This is a genomic window from Hwanghaeella grinnelliae (assembly GCF_004005845.1).
In the GTDB taxonomy this organism is placed as follows: domain Bacteria; phylum Pseudomonadota; class Alphaproteobacteria; order UBA8366; family Aestuariispiraceae; genus Hwanghaeella; species Hwanghaeella grinnelliae.
In genome coordinates, this window is the sequence record NZ_SADE01000001.1 from 1,292,806 (window position 1) to 1,316,696 (window position 23,891).

At 59.6% G+C, this 23,891-nt stretch carries 25 protein-coding genes; 13 read left to right on the forward strand and 12 right to left on the reverse strand.

Translation table 11 applies throughout. The features are described 5' to 3' along the window. Positions 1 to 2: 2 nt before the first annotated feature. The gene (pyrC, locus tag EOI86_RS05890) at positions 3 to 1,310 is read right to left on the reverse strand and encodes a dihydroorotase (RefSeq protein WP_127764170.1); all 1,308 of its coding nucleotides are present in this window, start codon (positions 1,308 to 1,310) and stop codon (positions 3 to 5) included. Positions 1,311 to 1,315: 5 nt separating this feature from the next. Further along, the gene (locus tag EOI86_RS05895; protein ID WP_127764171.1) at positions 1,316 to 2,332 is read right to left on the reverse strand and encodes an aspartate carbamoyltransferase catalytic subunit; all 1,017 of its coding nucleotides are present in this window, start codon (positions 2,330 to 2,332) and stop codon (positions 1,316 to 1,318) included. A gap of 201 nt (positions 2,333 to 2,533) precedes the next feature. Here EOI86_RS05895 and EOI86_RS05900 point away from each other — a divergent pair, with 201 nt between their 5' ends. Then, positions 2,534 to 3,490, forward strand: coding sequence for an NAD(P)-dependent oxidoreductase (locus tag EOI86_RS05900; RefSeq protein WP_127764172.1), 957 nt, complete (start codon positions 2,534 to 2,536; stop codon positions 3,488 to 3,490). A gap of 86 nt (positions 3,491 to 3,576) precedes the next feature. Here the strand turns inward: EOI86_RS05900 and EOI86_RS05905 are convergent, their stop codons facing one another. Beyond that, positions 3,577 to 4,377 carry a hypothetical protein gene (locus EOI86_RS05905; protein ID WP_127764173.1) on the reverse strand — a complete coding sequence of 267 codons (801 nt, stop codon included), beginning with the start codon at positions 4,375 to 4,377 and terminating at the stop codon, positions 3,577 to 3,579. 89 nt (positions 4,378 to 4,466) lie between these two features. Here EOI86_RS05905 and EOI86_RS05910 point away from each other — a divergent pair, with 89 nt between their 5' ends. From EOI86_RS05910 to EOI86_RS05935, 6 genes are all read left to right on the forward strand, one after another. Then, positions 4,467 to 5,327, forward strand: coding sequence for a DUF6502 family protein (locus tag EOI86_RS05910; protein ID WP_127764174.1), 861 nt, complete (start codon positions 4,467 to 4,469; stop codon positions 5,325 to 5,327). Continuing rightward, positions 5,324 to 5,605, forward strand: coding sequence for a hypothetical protein (locus EOI86_RS05915; RefSeq protein WP_127764175.1), 282 nt, complete (start codon positions 5,324 to 5,326; stop codon positions 5,603 to 5,605). Before EOI86_RS05910 ends, EOI86_RS05915 begins: the two co-directional genes overlap by 4 nt. 65 nt (positions 5,606 to 5,670) lie before the next feature. Next, positions 5,671 to 6,543 (forward strand): hypothetical protein, encoded by an 873-nt coding sequence (locus EOI86_RS05920; RefSeq protein WP_127764176.1) that lies wholly within the window; start codon positions 5,671 to 5,673, stop codon positions 6,541 to 6,543. Between the two features lie 75 nt (positions 6,544 to 6,618). Continuing rightward, a complete protein-coding gene (locus tag EOI86_RS05925; protein WP_127764177.1) occupies positions 6,619 to 7,395 on the forward strand; it encodes a hypothetical protein in 777 nt (258 codons plus the stop codon). Between the two features lie 151 nt (positions 7,396 to 7,546). Further along, complete coding sequence (locus EOI86_RS05930) at positions 7,547 to 7,957, forward strand: NAD-binding protein (RefSeq protein ID WP_205032077.1); 411 nt, start codon at positions 7,547 to 7,549, stop codon at positions 7,955 to 7,957. Between the two features lie 259 nt (positions 7,958 to 8,216). Beyond that, on the forward strand, positions 8,217 to 9,542 hold the full coding sequence (locus EOI86_RS05935; RefSeq protein WP_127764178.1) for a hypothetical protein: 1,326 nt from the start codon (positions 8,217 to 8,219) through the stop codon (positions 9,540 to 9,542). A gap of 14 nt (positions 9,543 to 9,556) precedes the next feature. Here EOI86_RS05935 and EOI86_RS05940 read toward each other — a convergent pair whose 3' ends face one another. The 3 genes from EOI86_RS05940 to EOI86_RS05950 form a co-directional block, all read right to left on the reverse strand. Further along, positions 9,557 to 10,090 carry a helix-turn-helix transcriptional regulator gene (locus EOI86_RS05940; RefSeq protein WP_205032078.1) on the reverse strand — a complete coding sequence of 178 codons (534 nt, stop codon included), beginning with the start codon at positions 10,088 to 10,090 and terminating at the stop codon, positions 9,557 to 9,559. 151 nt (positions 10,091 to 10,241) lie between these two features. Continuing rightward, entirely contained in the window at positions 10,242 to 10,865 is a 624-nt protein-coding gene (locus EOI86_RS05945; protein ID WP_127764179.1) for a cytochrome b/b6 domain-containing protein, read from the reverse strand. A gap of 7 nt (positions 10,866 to 10,872) precedes the next feature. Continuing rightward, a complete protein-coding gene (locus EOI86_RS05950) occupies positions 10,873 to 11,136 on the reverse strand; it encodes a PepSY domain-containing protein (RefSeq protein ID WP_127764180.1) in 264 nt (87 codons plus the stop codon). A gap of 461 nt (positions 11,137 to 11,597) precedes the next feature. Here EOI86_RS05950 and EOI86_RS05955 point away from each other — a divergent pair, with 461 nt between their 5' ends. Beyond that, positions 11,598 to 13,121, forward strand: a complete 1,524-nt coding sequence (locus EOI86_RS05955) for a methyl-accepting chemotaxis protein (protein ID WP_127764181.1) — start codon at positions 11,598 to 11,600, stop codon at positions 13,119 to 13,121. A gap of 31 nt (positions 13,122 to 13,152) precedes the next feature. Here the strand turns inward: EOI86_RS05955 and EOI86_RS05960 are convergent, their stop codons facing one another. Continuing rightward, positions 13,153 to 14,064 carry an HpcH/HpaI aldolase/citrate lyase family protein gene (locus EOI86_RS05960; protein ID WP_127764182.1) on the reverse strand — a complete coding sequence of 304 codons (912 nt, stop codon included), beginning with the start codon at positions 14,062 to 14,064 and terminating at the stop codon, positions 13,153 to 13,155. 188 nt (positions 14,065 to 14,252) lie between these two features. Here EOI86_RS05960 and EOI86_RS05965 point away from each other — a divergent pair, with 188 nt between their 5' ends. Then, a complete protein-coding gene (locus EOI86_RS05965; RefSeq protein WP_127764183.1) occupies positions 14,253 to 14,600 on the forward strand; it encodes a hypothetical protein in 348 nt (115 codons plus the stop codon). A gap of 57 nt (positions 14,601 to 14,657) precedes the next feature. Continuing rightward, complete coding sequence (locus tag EOI86_RS05970; RefSeq protein WP_127764184.1) at positions 14,658 to 14,921, forward strand: hypothetical protein; 264 nt, start codon at positions 14,658 to 14,660, stop codon at positions 14,919 to 14,921. Between the two features lie 191 nt (positions 14,922 to 15,112). Here the strand turns inward: EOI86_RS05970 and EOI86_RS05975 are convergent, their stop codons facing one another. From EOI86_RS05975 to EOI86_RS05995, 5 genes are all read right to left on the reverse strand, one after another. Next, positions 15,113 to 15,997, reverse strand: a complete 885-nt coding sequence (locus EOI86_RS05975) for a class I SAM-dependent methyltransferase (RefSeq protein ID WP_127764185.1) — start codon at positions 15,995 to 15,997, stop codon at positions 15,113 to 15,115. Beyond that, positions 15,994 to 16,935, reverse strand: coding sequence for a hypothetical protein (locus tag EOI86_RS05980; protein ID WP_127764186.1), 942 nt, complete (start codon positions 16,933 to 16,935; stop codon positions 15,994 to 15,996). Before EOI86_RS05980 ends, EOI86_RS05975 begins: the two co-directional genes overlap by 4 nt. Before the next feature lie 134 nt (positions 16,936 to 17,069). Beyond that, a complete protein-coding gene (ruvX, locus tag EOI86_RS05985) occupies positions 17,070 to 17,531 on the reverse strand; it encodes a Holliday junction resolvase RuvX (protein ID WP_193555784.1) in 462 nt (153 codons plus the stop codon). A gap of 19 nt (positions 17,532 to 17,550) precedes the next feature. Next, positions 17,551 to 18,774: a metal-dependent hydrolase family protein gene (locus EOI86_RS05990; RefSeq protein ID WP_205032079.1), complete on the reverse strand. Its 1,224-nt coding sequence runs from the start codon at positions 18,772 to 18,774 to the stop codon at positions 17,551 to 17,553. Between the two features lie 185 nt (positions 18,775 to 18,959). After that, positions 18,960 to 21,359, reverse strand: coding sequence for a hypothetical protein (locus tag EOI86_RS05995; RefSeq protein WP_127764189.1), 2,400 nt, complete (start codon positions 21,357 to 21,359; stop codon positions 18,960 to 18,962). A 338-nt stretch (positions 21,360 to 21,697) separates the two neighbouring features. Between EOI86_RS05995 and gatC the strand changes: the two genes are divergently transcribed. The 3 genes from gatC to EOI86_RS06010 are packed head-to-tail and all read left to right on the forward strand — an operon-like array spanning position 21,698 to position 23,872. After that, the gene (gatC, locus tag EOI86_RS06000; protein WP_127764190.1) at positions 21,698 to 21,985 is read left to right on the forward strand and encodes an Asp-tRNA(Asn)/Glu-tRNA(Gln) amidotransferase subunit GatC; all 288 of its coding nucleotides are present in this window, start codon (positions 21,698 to 21,700) and stop codon (positions 21,983 to 21,985) included. Between the two features lie 12 nt (positions 21,986 to 21,997). Next, positions 21,998 to 23,473 (forward strand): Asp-tRNA(Asn)/Glu-tRNA(Gln) amidotransferase subunit GatA, encoded by a 1,476-nt coding sequence (gatA, locus tag EOI86_RS06005; protein ID WP_127764191.1) that lies wholly within the window; start codon positions 21,998 to 22,000, stop codon positions 23,471 to 23,473. 18 nt (positions 23,474 to 23,491) lie between these two features. Beyond that, positions 23,492 to 23,872, forward strand: coding sequence for a bleomycin resistance protein (locus EOI86_RS06010; protein WP_127764192.1), 381 nt, complete (start codon positions 23,492 to 23,494; stop codon positions 23,870 to 23,872). The last annotated feature ends 19 nt before the right edge of the window (positions 23,873 to 23,891 follow it).

A 23,891-nucleotide genomic window follows, 5' to 3' on the forward strand; every position in this document is an offset into this window, starting at 1 on the left:
GCCTAAAGCGGTGCGTCGGGCGCGCGGAACAGCGTGCGGCCGTCGACAATGGTCATCAGCGCTTTGCCCTGGACCGGGCGCTTGTCGAAGGGCGTGTTCTTCGACCGGCTCTTCATTTTGGCTTCATCGATCTGCCAGGGGCGGTCGGGATCGAAGATCACAAGGTCCGCCGGCGCGCCCCGGACCAACCGTCCGGCCTTCAGGCGCAGCAGGTCGGCGGGCTTGCACGTCACCGCGGCCAGTGCTTCCAGCAAAGTCATATGCTTGTTGTGATACAGTTCCAGCGTCAGCGGCAGCAGCGTTTCCAAACCGATGATCCCGAAGGAGGCCTGCGGGAAAGGCAGACGCTTGGAATCCTGGTCATGCGGCGCGTGATCGCTGGCGATCGCATCGATCGTGCCGTCGGCGATGGCCGCGACAACCGCCTGGCGGTCGCCCTCGTCCCGCAGCGGCGGGGAGACCTTGGCGAAAGTCCGGTAATTGCCGATGGCGGTCTCGTTCAAGGCGAAGTAATGCGGCGCCGTATCGCAGGTGACCGGCAGGCCCTGTTTCTTCGCTTTGCGGATCGCGTCCAGCGCCTCGGCGGTGGTGACATGGGCGAAATGGAACCTTGTGCCGGACATGGCGGCCAGGCGCAGATCGCGTTCCACCATGATGATTTCGGCTTCGCGGGGAATACCGGACAGGCCCAGGCGGCTGGCCAACTCACCCTTGTTCATCAACCCATTTTCGGCCAGCGAGGGTTCTTCCGGATGCTGGACGATCATCGCGTCGAAGGCTTCGGCGTATTTCAAGGCGCGGGACAATGTCTTGGCGTTCACCGTCGCCTTCTCGCCATCGGTGAAGGCGACGACGCCCGCTTCGCTCAACAATCCGATTTCGGTCAACTCCTTGCCCTGCATGCCCTTGGTCAGCGCTGCATAGCAGTTGATCTTGACCTTTTTCGCCTCCCGCGCGCGCCGGGCGATGAACTCCACCACCGGCACGTCGTCGATAACCGGCTGGGTGTTCGGCAGGCAGGCCAGTTGCGTGATCCCGCCCGCCAAGGCGGCGTCACCCGCGCTGTTGATGTCTTCCAGATGTTCCTGACCGGGTTCGCGCAACTGAACGCGCATGTCGACCAGCCCGGGCGCAAGGCACAGCCCCGCACAATCCACCACTTGGCGAACCGACGGCGCGCCGCCCTTGAACAGATGGGCGCCGAAATCGGCGATCTTGCCGTCTTCGACCAGCACCGCGCCGGTCTCGTCCAGGCCGGTGGCCGGGTCGAGCAGACGGGCGTTCAGATAGGCGATGCGTCCGGCGGGCATGCGGCTCAATTCCCTCCCGCCGTTTCGGTCGGATCGACGTAGGTGTCGCCTGTTGGGCCGGGGCGGGCCTGGTTGCGGGTTAGAATGTCGATACAAGCCATGCGAACCGCGACCCCCATTTCAACCTGCTGGCGGATGACCGAACGGTCGATGTCGTCGGCCAGTTCGGAGGCGATTTCAACGCCCCGGTTCATCGGGCCGGGATGCATGACGAAGGCGTCCGGCTTGGCATAGGCCAACTTGTCGGCATCCAAACCGAAATACCGGTAATATTCCCTGACCGAGGGTACGAAGCTGCCCTGCATGCGTTCCAATTGTAGGCGCAGCATCATCACCACATCGCAATCGGCCAGCCCCTTGCGCATGTCGGTGAAGACCTCCACCCCAAACCGGTCCATGGCCGGCGGCAGCAGGGTGGGCGGGGCGACCACGCGGACGCGCGCGCCCATCGTGTGAAGCAGGTGGATGTTCGACCGCGCCACGCGGCTATGGGCGATGTCGCCGCAAATCGCGACGGTCAGGTTGTTCAGTCGCCCGATGCGGCGGCGGATGGTCAGGGCGTCCAACAGTGCCTGGGTCGGATGTTCGTGGCTGCCGTCGCCGGCATTGATGACGGAACAATTCACCTTCTGCGACAACAGTTCCACCGCGCCCGAGTCGGCATGGCGCACAACCAGCACATCGGGGTGCATGGCGTTCAAGGTCATCGCCGTATCGATCAGCGTCTCGCCCTTCTTGATGGCGCTGGTGGCGACCGACATGTTGATCACATCCAGGCCAAGACGCTTTCCGGCAAGCTCGAAAGACGTCCGCGTGCGCGTTGAATTTTCAAAGAAAAGATTGATCAGCGTTCGACCGTGAAGCAGGTCGCGCTTCTTATCGGCCTGGCGATTCTGCTCGACATAACCGTCCGCCGTATCCAGCAAAAGCGAGATTTCCGAGGCCGATAGGCCTTCCATGCCGAGAATATGCTCGTGCGGGAAAATGGAGGGTAAATCCGATGTGGAAGGGGTGCTATTCATCGGGCGGCGACTATACGCCGGAGTCGGATTAACGCAAACGGAATGTCACCTGAATTTTCGGAATCGCGAAACGTGTGAATTCGCTTCATCCAGGGGTCGCAGATTCTAGGGCTGCACGTTCCCGGCGAACCGGTCATCATCCGGGCCGGTTTCGAACACCGTACAGACATACGGAACAATATATAGGGAAGGGGTTCGCCCATGAAAGTTGGCTTCATCGGTTTGGGCAATGTCGGCGGCAAATTGGCGGGCAGTCTGCTGCGCAACGGGGTCGATCTGACGGTGCGGGACCTGGACCGCAAAGCGGCCGAACCCTTCCTGGCCCAAGGCGCGAAATGGGCCGACAGCGCCAAGGCCGTGGCGGAAGCCTGCGACATCACCATCACCTGCCTGCCCAGTCCGGCGATCTGTTCCGCCGTCGTGGAAGGACCGGACGGTGTGCTGGAAGGCCTCAGCCCCGGCAAGATCTGGGCGGAAATGTCGACGACGGACGAGGGCGAGGTAAAACGCCTGGGCGCGATGGTCGAAGCGGTCGGTGCGCATCCGGTCGATTGCCCGGTTTCCGGCGGTTGCCATCGCGCGGCGACCGGCAATATTGCCATCCTGGCCGGCTGCGACCGGGAAACTTTCGAGAAGATGTTGCCGGTGCTGACCATCCTGGGCCGCCGCGTGCTGCATACCGGCGCGCTGGGCACGGCTTCTGCGCTCAAGGTCGTGACGAACTTCCTGGCGACCGCGAACCTGGTCGCTGTAACGGAAGCGCTGACCACCTGCCAATTGGCGGGGATGGATATGAATGTCGCCTTCGAGGGGATTAAAATATCGTCCGGCAATTCCTTCGTTCATGAGACGGAAAGCCAGGTCATCCTGAACGGGTCGCGCGACATCAACTTCACCATGGAATTGGTGTTGAAGGATATCGGTCTGTTCCAGGGCATCGCCGACCGGGTCGGCGCGAAGCTCGACGTCTCGCCGCTGCTGATCGAGATTTTCAAGGACGGCATCGCGAAATACGGCGGCGGCGAATGGTCGCCCAACATCATCCGCCGCATCGAGGAACCCGCCGGCATCAAGGTCCTCGCCCCCGGCTTCCCCGCCGAAATCCTCGACGACGAACCGGAGGAGCGGGGGTATGAAGTCACCCCGGCCCGCGGTTAGGCGCTAAAACTCTGCGGGACAAAAAAAGGGACCGGGTTTATGCCCGGTCCCTTCAGTTTTTGGGAGGATCAACAGGGGTAAGGGGACTATTCCGTCTGTTCTGTGGCCTGAGCGGTATTTACCTTGGCCAGGGCGGGCTGAAGTTCCATGAACATGTCTTCCACATGCGGGATCAGGTCGATGACGATTTTCTGGGTGGCCTCGTCGGAAATCCGGTACCGATAAGCATCCGACCCCCAGGACGTGCTCAGTTTCTCGAACTTTGTCTGCGCGTTGGCAGTGCCATAGGGATACCCGTTTCGCACGCCGATCAGCAGTGCCTTAGCGGAACCTGTCACCTGCATTGAGCGTGTCGGCAGAACCGCGCCGCCGATGATGGTCAGGTCCAGGAAGGCCAGCGCGGTGTTTTCCTTTTTCGCCTCAACATCCACTTCATAGACAAGAATCGCGTCCATATGTTGTCGCGCCGCGCCAAGGCGCACCTTCTTGACGGTGTTGGCAACGCCATAGCCACTGTCCAGCCCCAGCGTATGGGCTGTGAAATCCGCAATCAGCGGGTCTAAAGCGGAAAATCGGCCCAGCAGCCGGTATTTGTCTGCCAATTCAGCCCAAACCTTGAATTCAGCTTCCGGTATTTCCGTCAGTTTTCCATCACGGAGCCTCGCCAATCCGATATGCGCCGGGAATTGAAGGGTCGGTTCGACGGCAGCCGCCTCCCGAAGCATTCCGTCAAAGGTCGAAGCGCCGCTTGTACCGTCGGTGATCGCGGTCGTTTCATATTGGCTCAGGTAGTCCGCGCCCGAACTGGTCTGGACCGCATGCGTGGTGCAGCCGGACAGGAAGGCCCCCAAAACCCCTAGTGCCAATACGCCAAGAAAATGTTTCATCTCTCCATCCTCTAAAAATGTGCAAGGTGCACATTAATTGGTGAAAGAATGATTTGTGGTCAAGAGAAAATGTGCATATTGTCCATTTCATGAAGACGACCCTTGAACCCGAAAGCACGGACAAACCGTTCCTGGACGCCTTGAACCGCATTCTTCGGCCCTTGGCGCGCGCCTTGATCGAACAGCGCATCGGGGTGCCCGCGCTTGTGGACCGCTTGAAGGAAACCTTCGTGGCGGTGGCGACGGAGGACTACCGGCTTGAGGGTAAGCCTCCGACCGACAGCCGGGTCAGCCTGTTGACCGGGTTGCAGCGCCGGGACGTGAAAGCGGTTCGGGAAAGGCTTGCCGACGGCGGGCCGGCGGAACCGGAACGGGGCGGCGGCTATTTTCCCAGGGTGATTGCGCGCTGGCGCGGCGATGACCGGTTCCGGGACGGGGCGGGGCAGCCCCTTGTGCTCTCACGCGTCGCCAGGGACGAAAAGCCCAGTTTCGAGGAATTGGTGGCCGAGGTCAGCCAGGACATGCATGCCCGCACCGTGCTGGACGAAATGCGCCGGTCCGGCATGGTGGCGTGGGACGAGGCGGCGGATACTATCCGCCTGCTGGCCGAGGCCTATACGCCACATTGGAACCAGGCCGACCTACTGCATTATTTCGGGGCCAATCTGGGGGACCACGCGGAAGCCGCGGTGGCGAATGTCATGGCCGGGCCGGGCAAGGCGCCCTTCTTCGAGCGGGCGGTGCACTATAACGGGCTGACGCCGGAATCGCGCGCGGAACTCGATGCGCTTGCCCGAGACCTGCAGATGGATGCGTTGCAGGCGTTGAGCGATAAGGCCCTGCAATTTCAGGAGCGGGACAGGGACAAGCCGGACGCGACGGAGCGTTTCCGCTGTGGCGGCTTTGTCTATTGGACGGCGGAAAAACCGGGAAAGGACGATGCGTCATGAAGGCGGCTCACAGGATGAACCGGCGGTCGATTTTCAGGACCATCCTTTTCGCCGTGCTGCTTGGCGCGACGGGATTGTTGTTTGGTTGCGCGACCGAGCCTGAGGAAACCATCGATCACCAACCCGGTAAGGATTGTCCCCAACGCGTGCCCGGCACGGGCAGCGACGGCGGCATCGGCGGCACCGGCATAGAGGGCGATGTCGCCGACCCGGACGGCGGCATCGGCGGCACGGGCGCCAAGGACGACCCCTGCGCCAGCGATACACAGGTCAATTGACGGCCTTAGCGCAAGACAAACCCGAACAGCTTTGACCATCGAACCGCGCGGGAGGGCCTGGGACCATGACACGCCTCTTTGTCCTCTTCCTGCTCTGCGTTTTTGCCGGCTGTACACCGTTTGTCGATCGGCTTCCCGAGCCGACGGAAGAAGAACGCGTCAGACTGGAGACCCTTTGCGGCGGCGTTTGGATTATTGCCGATCGCGGTGAAGGCATGGCGTATGAGCGCAGGATTCCGGTCGAAACATGCCTCGACTACGTGCAGGGACATGGGGAGCCGGGCTACCCGTATCTCTACCATTACCTGACTGAGGTGTGCTGGCGAGCCGCACCAAAGTCGGAACGCCGCCGTCGCTCCATATGGACCTTCGATTACAAGGATTGCCTAGCGGAAGACCGTATCGACAGAAGAGTGGTTGCTGATCTTAGAAGTATTTTTATGCCCCAAGTCTCCTGCCTTGCTTGGTTGCTCAAGGAACCGGACAGGCTGGAGGATGGGTTTTGTATTTTTGGTACTGCCGGGATAGGTAACAATGTGGTCCTGAGTGGGATCGTTCAGGACTATTTCCGCCGCTTGCGACACGGGGAAAGGGCACAGGGTGAGCCCTGCAATTATGATCCGAATGAGGGGGCGTGGCCGGTACCATATCGGATATCCATTGAAGACCTGATCGGTCAAAAAAGGCCAACGGAAGCGGTGTTGAGTGCCTACCTCACCGATCTGGGATTGGAATGCCGTTCTGCTGAAAACGACTATGGGCGGAATCGTCGGTGCGAAACCGGGGCTTTGGTCATTCCTTGGTCGCGAAGCGACTATTCATCGTTTGGATTGGTTACAAATTTTGCGGGTTGGAGCCTAAGTATAGACTACGGTGTGAACCGGGAGGACGGCCGCGTCGACGAAGCCTGCTACAGCATGTTTGCTCTATCCCCGTAAGCGGCGGGTTGTACGTGCCGTGACTCATGATATCCATGGCTGCAATCTTGGATGGCATACACTTAGGGGGTAAATGTGTTCCGTTTTACCAGCGTTCTCGGTCTTCTTCTTGTTCTCGCCGCTTGCGGCACACCTCAGAAAAACAACTTGAACACAATCGCGTCGGCCCCGGCTGGCTCGGGGACGGTGGTCGTTATCGATGCGCCGCTGCCGGTTGCGACGGATGCCGTCATATTCGGTATCGAAGAAAGTGGGTATGAAATAAAGCGCGCGGACCGGCCTGGCCCGGTCACGAACCGTGTATTGATGGTTCATGGCGTCACCTTGACCAGTTGGGGCGAGGTAGGCCGGGCGGTTCTGACACCGACATCCCCGGCAACGACGAGCGCGGAGTTCTTCGTTCGCCAGCGTCACGATCTCGAGGAATGGCCGAACACGGAACTCGAAGAGCTGGAGGGTTGGGAAGCCTCGATCCAGAAATTCCTGGCCGATGTGCGTGTCGGCGCAGGCGTTACAGATGCGATGAAAGTCACGCAGCGTGATATCGCGGAAGTCGGGGCCGACGAACAATCCGGGGAAAGGGCGGTTATCGGCTTCTTGTCGGGCGGGATATTCGGTGCGGCGATCGCGAGCGATGGTGTGGAGGAGGATATCGATATCCGGACGCCCTATCGCTACACGATGGCTGATAAGAACGGCGAAACGGCGGTCGTGCTATCGTTTTCTCTGCTCGAAACTGGAGATTGCGCGGCAGCCTATTTCGGGCCTGAGAATGAAGCCCCGACATTTGAAAAAGACGACGTCTCGATCATTTACCTCGTCAACCGGCCATCCTCAGACTGTGCATTCTAGGACCGAACGGAACAACCTTCTCTGGGATTCGTAGAGCGGCATCGTCCGAAGGGAATTAGAACGGTTATGGTCGAAGGGGGATCGCGCGGCGACCGGCAATATCGCCATCCTGGCCGGCTGCGACCGGGAAACTTTCGAGAAGATACTGCCGGTGCTGACCATCCTGGGCCGCCGCGTGCTGCATACCGGCGTGCTGGGCACGGCTTCTGCGCTCAAGGTCGTGACGAACTTCCTGGCGACCGCGAACCTGGTCAGTGTGGCCGAGGCGCTGACCACCTGCCAATTGGCGGGGATGGATATGAATGTCGCCTTCGAGGGGATCAAAATCTCGTCGGGCAATTCCTTCGTTCATGAAACGGAAAGCCAGGTCATCCTGAACGGGTCGCGCGACATCAATTTTACCATGGAACTGGTGCTGAAAGATATCGGCCTGTTCCAGGGCATCGCCGACCGGGTCGGCGCGAAGCTCGACGTCTCGCCGCTGCTGATCGAGATTTTCAAGGACGGCATCGCGAAATACGGCGGCGGCGAATGGTCCCCCAACATCATCCGCCGCATCTAGGAACCCGCCGGCATCAAGGTCCTCGCCCCCGGCTTCCCCGCCGAAATCCTCGACGACGAACCGGAGAAGCGGGGGTATGAAGTGGTAGTGGCGCGGGGCTGATTCTAAAGGGCGCACGCCCGCGTCCCCTTACCAGCGGGCATGCGGCGGTGTCGTGGCCGGGACGGTTCAACGAACAGGGCCCCACCGACTGGGCTATCTTCGAAGTGTATGGTATGCGAATACTCACCGATGCCGCGCATTTGCGAAGGAAATGGCCATGTGGGTTTTCGATTGGCTCAATAAGCATGCAACGGACGCGACGGAGTCCGAAAAGGATCTGGCCTCGGCGGTTCGCTTTGCCGTAACGGGCAGTATTCTGGGGCTCGGCGGGGTTTTGATGCTGGCCGTCGCGGCGTCGCTCGCCGAGGACCGCGCGATCGCATTCGCTCTCTTCGCGGTGCTGCTCGGGATATCCGGCGCCGCCGCCGTCATCGGCGGGTTGCTGGGCTTTCTTTTCGGCATCCCGCGCACCTTGCAAGGGGACAGTGGTGGGAATGGCGGCGCGGGCGATCGGGTCAATACCAATCTGGAGCAGATATCCGACTGGCTGACCAAGATTATCGTCGGTGTCGGTCTGGTTCAGGTGCAGGAGATTTCCAACCAAGTCTGGGAAGCGGCCAGCTATATAGAGACCAACGCCTTCCCGATGCTGACCTGGGCGGCCATCGGGGTTCTTTGCGTCGCGGTATATTTCGCGGTCTTCAGTTTTGTCGCCGGTTATATCCTGACCCGGATGCGGCTATCCCTCGCTTTCATCCGTGCGGACAAGCAGGTCTCGGATGTTGCGTCGGCGGACCAGATGGTCGTCCGGCAGGCGTCGGCCGCGAGTATGGAGGAGTTCCGCGGCGGCAAGACGATTGACGAGTCGGTCCTGACCGCTGCACGCGCCATCGTCGAGGTCCCTCTGCGGGAGATCAAGGACGCGGCCGCCGCCGCTGACTGGGCGCGCTCGCAGCGCATGCTTGGCAATGACGAAGCCTCCGTGGCCGGGTTCCAATATGCCGTGAAGCTTGGGGTGTCGGACCCTGAAGTCTTGCGGGAATACGCAGCCGCCTTGCGAACCGTGGGCGACAGCAAGCGGTCGCGCCAAGTCGCACAGGAAGCGGTGGATGCTGCCGTCAAGCGCAAGGACCCCCGCCTTGCGGTGAAAGGGAAGATGGATATCGCCCTTCAATCCCTCTATGACGCACCGCCCCAGGGGTATCTTCAGGCGCGCGATCAGCTTGAGGAGATCGGTGTGTTGAGCGATGCGTCGCTTGAGGCGCGGCGGCAATATTACCTGGCCTGTGCAGCGGGTCAGGAAGCGACCTATCATCGGGCTTCCGACGCCGAGTACGAAGCCGCCCGCGACCGTGCAGCCGAAGCGATCCGGGCGGTGATTGAAGCGGACGGCAACAGCGGACGATGGGTGCGGATGTTGCTTTGGGTCTGGGACAAGGACTCGCCGCATTTCAATCCACGCGAAAACGACCTCGCCGTGTTCTTTGAAAAGCAGGACCCGGTCATCGACGATCTGATGCGGCCTTTGAGACGGTTTGCCTGACCGGTTTTTCCTGTTCAGGCGGCTGCCTTTTCGAACTGTTCCATCCCCTGCGCAAAAAGCTCTTCCAGGAACACGCTGAGCAATTGGGAGCGGCCGTCGACTTGGGCCTTGGCGTAGATCTTGGCGCATTGGGCGCGGACGGTGCCCGGCGCGGTGCCGCGCATCTCGGCGATGGCGTCGTTCTCGATCCCTTTCAGGATCATCAGGGCGACGTCGCGCTCCGACGGTGTCAGGCCCCATTGGTCGAAGAAATGATCGACCAGTTGGGCCATCTCCCCGCGCGCGGCGCGCAGGCCGGTTTCCATGGAGGCGACCCGTTGTATCAAGATCCGCAATTCGACCATCAGGAAGACGACCCCGGCAACCAGGCCAAGGGCGACGCAGGCTTCGATCGCCAGATGCAGTTCGACCAGCCCGTCGCCGCCCTGTAGATCGACGATCACGTCGCCGATGAAGAAAAGCGCGCAGAGCGCCTGGAACAGAATGATGACGGCGAGCGTCGCCGCCCGCCGTTCCTGCGTCAGTACCGGCATCAGCCTTGAAAACATGCGGTGTGCGTTCCTTTCATGAACAGCGGGCACTTTGAGGGCGTCCGCGTTTCATTCCCAGCACGACCTTACACGGTCCTTACGACACCGGACCTTGACCCCAGTCAAATCGCTTGGGGTCAAACCGCTTGGGATCAAACCGGCGGTAGGCTTATTCGACCGGCCTGCCTTCGGGGACTCGCTTGCGGCCGTCAATCATGGCGCGGACCAGAGGAACGCCAGACCGCCAGGTGTCGAAAAAGACGCCCGCGACATGCAGCGCGACGGAAAACATCAGCCAGCCGAAGGCCGCTTCGTGCAATTCCTCGACCCATTCCATGCCGAAGAAGGTGACTGTGGTCATCATATAGCCGGTCGCCCCCAGGGCCGCGACGGTCGCCCAGATGTTATAGACCATCAGCGCGCCGAGCGGGTTGTGGGACAAATGAACCGACCTGTCGCCCTTCAGCATCGCGAACACGTGGTGCAGGGCGCGGGCCGGGCTGGGCGGGAAGGCGGTGAATCGGGCCGGTTTCGTTCCGATCAGGCCCCACAGCAGGCGCACAGCCACAAGGCCCAGGGCCACGTAACCGACCCATTCATGCAGACGGCTTTCCTCGTCCGTAAAGGCGCTGTTGATCAGAATGCTAAGCGCCAGGGACCAATGGATCAGGCGCACCAGCGGGTCCCAAACGGGAACGGTACGCGCGGGTTCCGGGCCGCCGGTTTCTGGGGCGCCGGTTTCTGGGCGGGCGCCCGGATGGCGCCCGCTTGTCTGTGTGTCGAGGGAGGTCATGACCGGATCACTTCGACTTGATCTTGCTGACTTGGCCGGTCTGCTGGTTGACGTAGATTTCCGACATCTTGCCGTCCTTCACGACATAGGCTTCGATTTCTCCGTCTTCCATTTCAGCCTTGCGAACCTCGTAGCCCATTTCTTTCAGCTTGGCCTGGACCTGTTCCATGCTGGTGCCCAGTTCTGTGCCGGTGGTGAGGTCCATGGCCATCGCGGAACTGGCGGTGAAGGCGGCGAAGAACGCGGTGGCGAGGATTGTTTTATACGTCATTTGGAAACTCCTGCGGTGGGGATGCCCGAAGCCCCTTTGGCGTCGGTGGTGCAGAAGTAGCGGTGGCCGGCCCGGGCCGGAATTGGCGAGGCGCTTACAATCCGCCGCATAAGCGCGTGCTTACGATGAATGCGTCGATGCCTGATCCGATGGACAGGCGAAAAATGGATCAGGAATGGTCCGTTTCCCTAGAACCTCTAGCTAGGGTCTGTATCCCAGCATCCATGATCATCGTCTCTGTCGCCAAGCAAACATGGAAAATTAATATTAGAATATATAATTTTTATGGCTTGATTGGCTCGAAAGATTGATTAACGATATATTAGGAAAAATTGATTTAAAGGCTTTGCAAACAAGAATTGATTGGCCGGTTTCAAAGAACTGTGAGTTCGTATCGGTTCGGTCCATACGTGCTTTCAGGTGTATGAAATCCCGCCGCATCGGTTCGGGAGGATGGAAGTATGAGGTTGTTTGCACGTTCGGCTTCGGGAGGATCGGCAAATGGTCAACTCGGTGTCGCTCAATCAATGGCAGCGCTCGAGATGCTGCCCGTCAACTGCATGATCGCTGATGCAGACTACAACATCGTCTATTTGAACCCTGCAGTGCGATCTTTCCTGAAAAGCTACGAAAGTCGCTTGAAAGAATCGCTGCCGAGCTTCGCCGTGGACACGCTGGTGGGCCGAAACATCGATGTGTTTCATAAGGACCCCTCGCATCAGCGCCGTATGTTGGATTCCCTGGCGGAAGAATATATCGCGCATATCCGGGTGGCCGGGGTGATGTTCGGTCTGAACGCGACCCCTCTTCGGGATACCTCGGGCAAGCGGATCGGGACCATGGTTGTTTGGTCCGATGCAGAGGAGACAGCGGAAAACGCGGCTCTTGTGGACGCCATCAATCGGTCCCAAGGTGTAATTCAATTCGAGATGGACGGCACGATCATTGATGCGAATGAAAATTTCCTCAACGTTCTAGGCTATAGCCTCGATGAGATAAAAGGCAAACATCACAGCATGTTTGTTGAACCGGACTATGCCGCCAGTCAGGAATACAAAGAATTTTGGGCGGCGCTGAATCGCGGTGAATTTCAGGCAAGCCAATTCAAACGTATCGGCAAGGGCGGAAAGGAGGTTTTTATCGAGGCTTCCTACAACCCGATCTTCGATCCGCTGGGACAAGCGTACAAAGTGACAAAGTTCGCAACGGACCTGACCCCTCGGAAAGAGGAAATGCTTCGGCTTGCGGACAATTTCGAGAAAAATGTGCAATCGCTCGTTTCGACGGTCGCATCCGCTGCGGCCCAGATGGAATCGACAGCGCGCGGTTTGTCCGAAGCGGCGGAACGAACGAGCGGCCAATCCGGCACCGTGGCATCCGCGACGGAGGAGTTGTCGGCATCGGTGAACGAGATTTCCGGTCAGGTCTCCAACTCGGTTCAAATAGTAAACGACGCGGTCAATCAGGCGAAGCAGACTGAAGAACTAGTCAATGGGTTGGTGACCGCGGGCGGCAAGATCGGTGAGGTGACCGCGTTGATTTCTGAAATCGCCGATCAAACCAATCTGCTTGCCTTGAACGCCACGATCGAAGCCGCGCGCGCGGGCGACGCAGGGAAGGGGTTTGCCGTCGTTGCGTCCGAAGTCAAAAGCCTCGCCTCCGAGACGGCGAAAGCGACGGAAGAGATCGAAGGCCAGATATCAAGCATCCAATCCGTCAGCCAGACAACGGCGGAAGCGATCAAGGCAATCGTCAGTGTGATCGGTCAGGTCAGCGAGATCAGCACTGCCATCTCCGGCGCGGTGGAAGAGCAGTCTGCCGCGACACGGGAAGTTTCCTCCAACATAACAGGTGTGCAAACCTCAGCGGGAGAGACAGGCGATTCTTCAGCCGTTGTTCTGAAAGTCGCCGGTGAACTCGCTGAACAGGCGGAAGATTTGCAGACACGCGTTAGTGCCTTCCTGGTCGAAGTGCGCAGTATGTAGCCGCAAGGCGGACGCGACTTCTATCGTTTGGTCACGTCACGCTCGTCAGGTCGCGGTGCCGGGTGATCAGGCGGCAGGCGTTCAGGTAGTTGGGCAGTTCGACCAAGGCGCCGTCGACCTCGACGCGGGCCTCGCCCCGGGCGCGGGCTTCCTCGAACCGTTCTTTGACGATCCGGGCCTGGGCGACGGCCTCATCGGACGGGGTCAGGATATCGTTGATGATGCGGGCATGGGCGTGGTGGACCGCGCTTTTGGCGGTATAGCCGCGCCGCCGTGCCCACAGGGTTTCGGCCGCCGCGCCGTCATCGTCGCGGAAGGTGAAGGGGCAGTCGACGGCGACCACCTCCGCCGCGCGGCATTCAACCAGAAAGCGCGCCCTGGCATAGTCCAGTTCCGCGCCGTCCATGCCCCGTTCCGCGCCCAGATCGGCGGCAAGGTCTTCGGATGCGATCAGGCAACCGACCACGCGCGGGCTGGCCCCGGCAATCGCCGGCAGGGTCATCAAGCCCTTCGCGGATTCCACATTCGGCAGCAATCGGGTACTGCCTTCGGGCAAGCCGTATTCCCGCTCGAACCGCGTGACCGCCTCATCCAGTTCCATGACATATTGATGCCCGTGCACCTTGGGCAGGGCCACGATATCCGGCGCGCCCTTCATCACGGCGGCCAGATCGTCCATCCCGTCGCGGCTCAGCGGATTGACCCGCACCGCGACGACCGCCCCCGCCGCGCGCCAGGCGGCATAGGTCTCGACAGCCAGCGCGCGCGCCTTGGGCCGTTCTGACGGCGGGGTGAAATCCTCCAATTCCTGGATCAGCACATCCGCCCCGGAACCGGGCGCGGTAGACAACGCGTCTTGATTTGCCCCCTCGACAAACAGCCAGGACCGGCAGAGGTGCGAGGGGCGGGGTTCTTTCGATACGAGTTCCGAAGGCGGGGACATCGGCTGATCCGTAGTGAGTTTTCTTTCGGCAGCGAGGATAAAAGCCGCTCAAACCTGCCGCAACGTTTCCGACGGACCAAGCGGGGGTTGAACCGTCACAAGGCGATTTTTATCACCGCCCTGTGGCTGGTACGTCGACGCGAAGCGGGCTATTGAATGCATCCGGAGGTTGGGTGGTCTAAGGTCAAATGGGGGTTGAAGTGGCGCTGTCCTGTGTTTCCTGTGGCAAGGAAATCGACTCGAATGATATCAACATCGAAAAGGACCTAGCGAAATGCGGTTCCTGCGGAGAAGTCTTCGCGGCCTCGGAAGCTCTGCACGGCAACGAAGCCGGGGATCCTTTCGACCCGCATGATTGTCCCGGCGGTGTGTCTTTCGTCGAAAACTACCAAGGCTTTGTGTTGACCGCGTCGACCCGGTCCGCCAGCGCACTCTTCCTGATACCGTTCACTCTGGTGTGGAGCGGTTTTTCACTCGGTAATATCTATGTCGTGCCGCTCCTGGCGGGTAAAAGCCTTGGTATGTTGGGCTTGTGAGGCATTCCCTTTCTTATCGGTTCGGTGGTTCTTGGTTCCGCGTGTGCGATGCGTGTGATGGGGCGGGTCGAAATTCGCGCCGACGGTTACGATGGTTCCGTTTTCACAGGCGTCGGGCCGTTCGGTTGGACGAAGCGATTTTCGTGGCGGGATGTTTGGCGGATCAATGAAGGGGAGAGTTCCATCCGCGTGAACAGGCAGGCGCGACGGCAGCTCAGTCTGGATGGAAAACGGCATATCGCCTTCGGCTGGATGTTGTCCGGGGAACGCATGTTTCACGTCCGCAAGACACTGGAGCTGATGTTGAAACGCTTGGCGTGAGGTAGTTACCGCAACGCCTCCAACGCGCCTTGCAGGATGTAGGCGGCGGCAATCCTTGCGACGACCACCGAAGCCCGCATCGGGGATAAAGGAAGTTCGCGGACTTTCACGATTCACGACTTCCGGGATGATTTGGGTTGCCGGCACCGCCCCAATCCCGATTAGTCTCCCGCGAATCAGGAAATGCTTTTCTAGGACGGGTTCGTAAGTTTCAGCAACTTGGCGACAGCATCGCCTTCGAAACGAGGCTTTTTGATCTCTGGTTCAAGATGAGAAATATCTTCGACCTCGTAACCGGCTTCTTCGGAAATCCTAACCATCTCCTCAACACTGAAGTACCAGTCTTTGTGCGATAGTCGAAAGGATTGTCCTGAAACATGAGCCGTGAAACTTGCCAAAAAAGCGCCGCCCGGCTTCAGGTGGGGGCGGGCATTCGCAAGAATTTCCGCGACGTCTTCAAGAGGCATATGCGTAAACACCCCATAGCACCATATGAAGTCCATTTTGCGTTTCAGCCACGAGAAACTGTTGTCCAGTGTGTGGAGCAGTTCAGGGTTCCGCGTCATCAATCCCAGCTGTTCCAGGCGGGTCTTTGCTTCGTTCAAGCTGTCGATGGCCAAATCGTTGGTAGAGTAGTGGCCCGGCTCTAGATAGGCGACCAAGTGCTGGGTCGTACGCCCCCGGCCACAGCCCACTTCATGGAGATAGTGATCAGGTAGTAGACCAAGCGCTTTCAGGATCTCCAAGTCTTCGTGGCCTGTCGCGTAAATGCGTTCAAGCGCACCTTGATTTAAGACAGGCGCATCGGAACGACGGTCGGCATCCGCTTCGCGTTCTTTGAAATTCGCATACCATTCGACATAGGTTTTGCCTCGCAGGCGATAGGCAAATTGCTCTAATGCCATGGCGGGAATGCGGTAAAGGTTCGCGTCCATCGATGTGTGCTGGCCGCGAAGTTTCACTCTAACGCTTTCGGGGATCAGTGCTCTCAGTGGCCGTAAAATGTGAAAGAAGCACGAATACAATGCGATTAAGCCGCTCAGGATAGCGGAAAAGACAGTCTTGATGAGTTTCATAACAGGCCAGCCACCAACTTTTTGATTTGATTATTGCCACACACACTGGTGTCGAAGGTTTGGCGGCTTCGCTGCCAACGTCCTTCAATCCCCGTTGCAGAACGGTATTGGAGTTCAAGAACAACGCGAGTTTTCGTATTACCGCGGCTCCCATAGTGCAAACACCTAGACGTGTCGATGAAAATAGCCCCACCGCGTTCGCCCAAAAGCGATATTTCATCTGGGGATGTTGACAAGACGTCTTCATCGCTCATCCGGCCCGTAACCGGCCCGAATTTTTTCGCGATCTGTTCGGTTTGGTCAGCACTGACGAAGGTGAACGGGCCATGGTCTGTCGTCATGTCAGTGACGGCAACGATGCATTTAAAGATCCTCGTGTCACCAATGTCGCAATGGTAGAGTTGTGACCCCTCTAAGGATTCATTTGGAAGTGATGCGTAGAGGGTGATTCCTGAGATGACCGGTATCGTTCCCAAATATGCTGCCGCAGAGGACACAATCGTATCGCTGAGGGCAAAGTCCAACAAACCGGGGATAGCTTCCGCATCAATCGCGAGAATGCTTCCATCGTTGTTGGACGGACCACCCGGCGACAGCAAATCGACCGACCAAGTATCGTCCCTCATATTGTCGACAATGTCCTGCTTGGATTGATAAAAAGCCAAGCATGTGTTTGCAATTTCAAGAGATCCCGGCAATTCCTTAGGCGAGAAAAAGCGATATCCGGACGATTCCATCTGGGCGTCTTTATCGTATCGCCGTGCCAACCTCTTTCGGGTTATCGTGGAAATTGGAGAGATCAAAGATCTAACGCAATGCACGGCGGTGAAACGAAGATCCTTCGGAATTCCCGCCTGACGCGTGAAGGAATAAACTAGATTGCCAAGACCCCAATGCTGAATACGCGAAATTGGGTTCAAAAGTGATGAGACTTGCATCTCCGAGTCCTTACATTGCTTTGTCTCTCAACCCAAGCCGCGACGCCCAGCAGTTTGCTCTGGATATCGATTTAAGATTGTGAAGGCAATAGTGTTTTGTCCTTTTTTCCAATGCTTGCCGTTTTATCGCAGGCCTAACGCAACGCCTCCAACGCGCCTTGCAGGATGTAAGCAGCCGCCATTTTGTCGACGACTTCGCCGCGGCGTTTGCGGGTCATGTCGGCGCCGTCGATCAGGAAGCGCTCGACCGCGCTGGTGGACAGGCGTTCGTCCCAGAAGGCGATGGGGAGGGCCAAGCCCCGGTGTTCCAGATTACGCGCGAATTGGCGGGTGGACTGGCAGCGCGGGCCTTCGCTGCCGTCCATATTGACCGGTAGGCCCAGGACCAAGCCGCCGATGCGCCATTCGGCGATCACCTTGTCCAAGGCTTCGGCATCCTTGGTGAATTTGGTCCGGCGGATGGTTTCAAGCGGTGTCGCCACCGTCAGACCCGGATCGGCCAGCGCAAGGCCGATGGTCTTCTCCCCCAGGTCGAGGGCGAGCAGCCGGTGCCCCCTGGCGAGGGCATCCGGCAAGTCCTTAAGCTCGACGATCACTTGCGCCGTCTGCCTTCCGTCACTCGGCCGCGAGCGCCAGGCCGCCCGCCGCCGTGAAGCCGCCGCCGACGAGCGTGCCGTTCTTATAGACAGCCCGGTGGTTGGTCTTGTCCGCTGCCATTTCGATATCGGCGACCGGGTTACCATCGACGATGACCAGGTCCGCCAGCATGCCTTCGGCGATGGCGCCCTGTTCCGGCAGGCCGATCAGGTCCGCCGCGTTGCTGGTGGCGGTGATCAGCGCGTCGGTCGGCGTCATGCCGCCTTCCACCATGTAGCGCAGTTCCTGCAGGTTTTCCCCATGCTTGTTAAAGGGCGTGCCCGCATCGGTGCCCAGCGCGATCTTGCCGCCCAGCTCATAGAAGCGCTTGAAGCTGGCCTTGTGGATATCGGCGATGCGGAGTGACTTTTCGATGACGTAATCGGGAATGCCGTTGCCGGCGTTTTCCAGAATGTTGCGCAAAGCCGCCAGGGTCGGAACCAGATAGGTGCCGCTTTCCAGCATTTCCTCATAGCATTTTTCCGACATGAAAATGCCGTGTTCGATGGAGGAGATGCCCGCGCGCACCGCGTTCAAAATGCCTTCGGTGCCCTGGGCATGGCTGGCGGTGGGTTTGTGGAAGCGTTTCGCCTCATGCACCCCGGCGGTCATTTCCTCCGGGCTGTAGTGGGCGTCTTCCGGGTTCACGCCGGGGGTCATCACCCCGCCGGTCGCCATGATCTTCACCAGGTCGCAGCCAGCATGGACCTGTTCGCGCACGGCCTTCTTCACATCGTCGCAGCCGTCGGCGACGCGGCCGGTGCGGTTGCCGTGCCCGCCGGTCATGCAGATCATCCGCCCCGCCGCACTGATCGAGGGGCCGACGAACTCGCCCTTGCGGATCGCGTCGCGAACCGAGAATTCGATATAGTCCTTGCCGCCGCAATCGCGGATCATGGTGATGCCGGATTTCAGGCTGGTCTGCGCGTTGGACAACACGGTCAACGCGATCTGCCCGGTGGATTTCTTCATCATCGAGGCGTTGGGGTCGGCGGCGGCGTCATAGCACAGATGCACATGGCAATCGGCCATGCCGGGCAGCAGGGTGCCGCCGGAGGTATCCACCACGTCGCCCGCGAATCCGTCGAATTCGCCGACCGGCGCGAGTTTCGCGATCTTCCCGCCTTCGACCAGCACCGCATGCCCGTCCAGCAGCGTGCCCTTGCCGTCGAAAACCTTACCCCCAGTGAATAGCGTCGCCATCCCCATGCCTCCTGACTGAAAATGCAATTAGCGCCCGTACGGGCCGTTTCCGAAGACTATGCCTCTGGAGCGGTGAGGCCAAGCAGAGGCTGGAGGATGCGCAGGGCATTTGTTGATGGTGCGCGGGCTCTGTCTTTCGGGCCGTGCCGATTGTCTGGATGTATCAACCAGAATGCCGATCGAGTTCAGTGACAGTATTTATCGACCGTGTCGTTGAAGACGTCGCTATCACGGTAGCTGTTCATGAGCTGCGAAAGGGGAGGGCTCCCCTCAGTCTTGGAGGATGTGTCCAAGTAGTGGCTCAGGCCGAAATAGGGGATCATTCCCCGCTCCCGTATAGCCGTTTCGAACCTCTGGAATCGATACTGGCGATCGAGAAATCCTTTCTCGAACTTGTCTATGGCATCATTAAGATTCCTCGCCGACCCATTGTCTATGGCAGGCTTCAGAAGCGCCCAGTACACCATGAAGTCCACGCTCCCATTATTCAGTGCGGACTTGAACTTCTTCTTGGTTTTCGCGAGCGATCTGTAGTCGTCGAACTGGCTGACAAAGAATTTCTCCTTTGCCTCAGGCTCTATGAAGGATTTCGCAACGAAGCCCCAGATGGCTGCGAATTCCTTGTCCGCTACGACAAGCCGACGAAAAGCCTCCTCCAAAGGACCCTCTTGCCAGGAGGCTCCAGAATTTCCTTCTGCAGCCAGTAGGTAGGCTTCTTTTGAGCGGATTTTTTGCCATCTGGCCCAGATCTCACGCCAACGCGCGATATTCTCCGGCTTCAAGTTTAGTTCACCCTGCTCCAAAGCGTATTCCAGCTTAGCCCTCACATCCCCCCATCTCGTGTCAGCGTCACCGTCTATTATCGCTTCGGCAGCCGCAATTCGTGTGCGTTTGATTTGCTGCGTCTCATGAAACCGTTCCTCGAAGTTGCTCATTGCGGTCACGAACGCGCCGGGACGTTCGGTGTTGTTGGCGCCCGTCACGTCGCGAAGTTTGTTTACTAGATCCCTGTATCTTTTCGGGTCTTCGCTTTCGAATTCTGCAGCGAGCTCTGCTGTGCCAACTCTGACTTGCTCGATTTCTGTTCTGAGGAAAATGTCGTGTACGGCTCCCGACATTTGCTGGATTCGTTCCAGCGCGCTTGTGACGAAGCTCTGTGCACCTGCCGCGAAACGGGCCTTTAGTTCCTGTAACTTCTGACCCGCGATCGGCGGCAGAGTGCGCTTCGCGGTGACGCTGGCGTCCCTTGGCGGGGAGTTAGCAGGAGTGAATATCGACTTTATTAGTTGGAGCCTTTGTTCCAGCGCCTCCGAGAAGTATTCGCCGACAGGGCCTTGAATACCGCCCGCGACGACGTCGAGGGCAATATCGAGGAAGGGGTCGCCGCCGGATGCCGCCCGAATGGCTGGAATGTGCCGTGGATCCAGGATGGATGCGCTGATGAGGTCCAATAGCTCTGTTCGATAGGTTGCCAACCTGTCCGGAAGCGCAGAAATTTTACCGATTGGCTGGGGGGCGCCAACCTCCTCCGCCATGGCCTGAATAGCGCTGGTGTAGTCCTTGGCGAACCATCCTTCCGCTTGACGGGCTTCCGATACGCTCATCTCCGAGAACGGCGCAACTTTTCGGGAAATTTCGGCGCCGGTGCTTCCTCGTTCCTGGGTTGGGTCGACTACCGTATGCCCATTCCGACCATCGGCTTCGCCCCGCGGTTTCTCCTCCGTCGGCGTCCCGCCGGTCCCTCTCCCGTTACTTGGCCCACTTGGCCCGTCGGCACTGCGGGGCGGTGGCGGGTTCCAATCCCCAAGGTCCAATGCGGCGAAACGCCCGGGCAGATGCGGGATTACATTGGCGACGTAGGCGTGGTCGTCCTCATCAAGATCCTGTGTATCGAGCAGGCTTTCGAGTATCGATGCGAAAATCCGGGCGGCCGCTTCCGTGGCGGCGTGTTTCTCAACGCCGTCATTGAGTGTCAGATACTGGCCGTAGGCCCCATTGATGGACGCACGAACCCTTCCTTCCGGCGCGGCAACCTGACCGCCGAGCAGGGACGCTGAAGTGGAAAGAGCGGTGACGACGACCAGAACATCGACAGCGGACCTGTACCGGGTGAAGTGTGGAAAGGCGAGGTCGAGAATCCTCTTGATGCCGGACAGTGGAAGGTCGTCACCCTTTGTGCCAGCCTCTGCTCCTGAATACTCGGAATTATTTTCCCGCGACAAGCGGACCATCAACAAGGTGGTTTCGGTCAGAATTCCCAGAATTATCACCGCTAGAGAAACCGAGAACAGAACTGCAGGAGAGGGCAGGAACTCATCGACAAGGGTGGATGTATCGAGAAGAAATGCGTCAATATCCTGAATGCTCTTGAGGGTCAGAGATCCATTCTGAATGCCCAGATTCAGGGCGGTTTCCATGGCTTTATAGAGGAGGCCGACGGAAAGGACGACGAGGCCGACTTGCCTAGATTTTCTGCCGGTTGCTTTCATGAAGGCGCCGAACATGCCCCCAGGTCCGTACCGAGCGACGGCTTCCCCGAGGATTGCGGCGACGAGCGACCAGGCAATGACTGTCCAAATACTCATGGCGACACCTCTACCTTAATCGTTGAAATAGAGATTTTGAACAACCAAGGGTATCCATAACATAGAATTTGAAGTCAGAAAAGTTGTAAGGGGGCGGCTGGCCGAGGCTCTTTTATTGGGCTGCCGGGGCCGGTCGCGTCCGCATATGTCGCGGAGTTACACATTCAAGCGGTATCGCGGGGCCGTGGCGGCTCCCCCCCTATCCCGCCTTGTTCCCCTCCTGCCTTGTTCCTGGGGGGCGTGGGTGTTAGAGCTTGTCTTCGCTTCGGTCGCGCGGCGGAAATGGCTGCGGGCCGGGGCTTTCTCGGGTTTTCAAAGCAGTGATGGAAAGGGCGGACATGGCGCTCGACAAGCAAACCGTGGCCAAGGTCGCGCATTTGGCGCGCATTCGCGTCGAGGAAGACGAGTTGGAAACGCTGGCCGGCGAAATGAACTCCATCATCGGCTGGGTGGAGCAACTGGGCGAAGTGGATACCGACGGCGTGGAGCCGATGACATCCGCCGTCGACCTGAAGCTGCGCCTGCGCGAAGACGCAATAACCGACGGCGATTATCCGGACCGGGTGCTGAAGAACGGCCCGTCGACCGAGATGCATTTCTACGTCGTTCCCAAAGTTGTCGAATAGGGAATGGAATCCATGTCCGATATGCTGACACTCACCCTCGCCGAAGCGCGCGACAAGCTCCGCGCCAAGGAAATCACCGCCGTCGAACTGACCGACGCGTATCTCAACGCCATGGAGCAGACGCGGGATCTGAACTGCTACATCACCGAAACGCCGGAAAAGGCACGCGCCATGGCCAAGGCCTCGGACGAGCGCATCGCCGCCGGCAAGGCGGGCGCGATGGAAGGCCTGCCGATCGGGATGAAGGATCTGTTCTGCACGAATGGCGTTCAGTCCACCGCCGGCAGCCATATTCTGGAAGGCTTCACGCCGACCTATGAAAGCACCGTCTCGCAAAACCTGTGGGACGCGGGCGCGGTGATGCTGGGCAAGACGAACCTGGACGAATTCGCCATGGGCTCGTCGAACCTGACCAGCTATTACGGCGGGGTGAAAAACCCCTATACCAAGGCGGGGTCCAACCAGTCGCTGGTGCCGGGCGGGTCTTCCGGCGGGTCGGCCGCGGCCGTTGCCGCTCATGCGGCCATCGCCGCGACCGGGACCGATACCGGCGGATCGATCCGCCAGCCGGCCGCCTTCGCGGGCCTTGTCGGGTTCAAGCCGACCTATGGCCGGTGTTCGCGTTGGGGCATCGTTGCCTTCGCCTCCTCGCTGGATCAGGCCGGACCGATGACCCGCACCGTGCGCGACAGCGCGATCATGCTGGGCGCCATGGCAGGGTTCGACGCCAAGGATTCCACCAGCCTGGACGTGGCCGTGCCGGATTTCGAAGCGGCGCTGACCGGCGATATCCGCGGCATGAAGATCGGCATTCCCAAGGAATACCGCGTCGAAAACATGCCGGCCGATATCGAAGCGCTTTGGAAACAGGGCATCGAATGGATGAAGGATGCCGGCGCGGAAGTGGTCGACGTCACCCTGCCGCATACGAAATACGCGTTGCCGACTTATTATATCGTCGCGCCGGCGGAGGCTTCCTCCAACCTCGCGCGGTATGACGGCGTGCGCTTCGGCTTGCGGGTCGAGGGCAAGGACCTGAACGAAATGTACGAGAACACGCGCGCCGCCGGTTTCGGGGCGGAAGTGCGCCGCCGCGTGCTGATCGGCACCTATGTTCTCTCGGCCGGATACTACGACGCCTATTACCTGAAGGCGCAGAAGGTCCGCACCAAGATCGCCCAGGACTTCAAGAATGCCTGGGGCCAATGCGACCTGCTGCTGACGCCGACGACGCCCAGCGCCGCCTTCGCGATGGACGAGAAGATCGACGACCCGGTGGCGATGTATCTGAACGACGTCTTCACCGTGCCGGCCTCGCTGGCCGGGCTGCCGGGCATTTCGGTGCCGGCGGGCGTCGACAAGGACGGGCTGCCGCTGGGCCTGCAGTTGATCGGTCCGGCAATGGGCGAGGAAGCGGTTCTGCGCGCGGCCGGCGTGCTGGAAACGGCGGCCGGGTTCTCCGCCAAGCCGGCTTTGATGGCGGCCTGATCGGCGACGGGGAACGGCATGTCTTCCGAACCGGTCAATGTCGCGATCCCGATCCTGCCGTCATCGGATACGGCGGCGGCGGTCGCGTTCTGGCAGGGGCTGGGTTTTGAGATCGGCCATGTCTTCGGCGCGGAAAACGAGGGTGGAGGCTACGGCATCGTGCGGGACGGGGAGGTGGAGTTCCACTTCCTGGACATGGCGGACAGCCATGTGGCGCAGAATACAAGCTGCTACATCCGGGTGTCGGATGTAGATGCCTGGTTCGACCGCCTTGCGCCGAAGGTGAAAGCCCCGGCGCGGGTCAGCGAGGAACCGTTGGACCGAGAGTGGGGCATGCGTGAGTTTTACATCTGGGACCGTGACGGGGTCCTGTTCAAGTTCGGCCAAGTTCTCGATTGAGGGCGTTGGGCTGGACGGT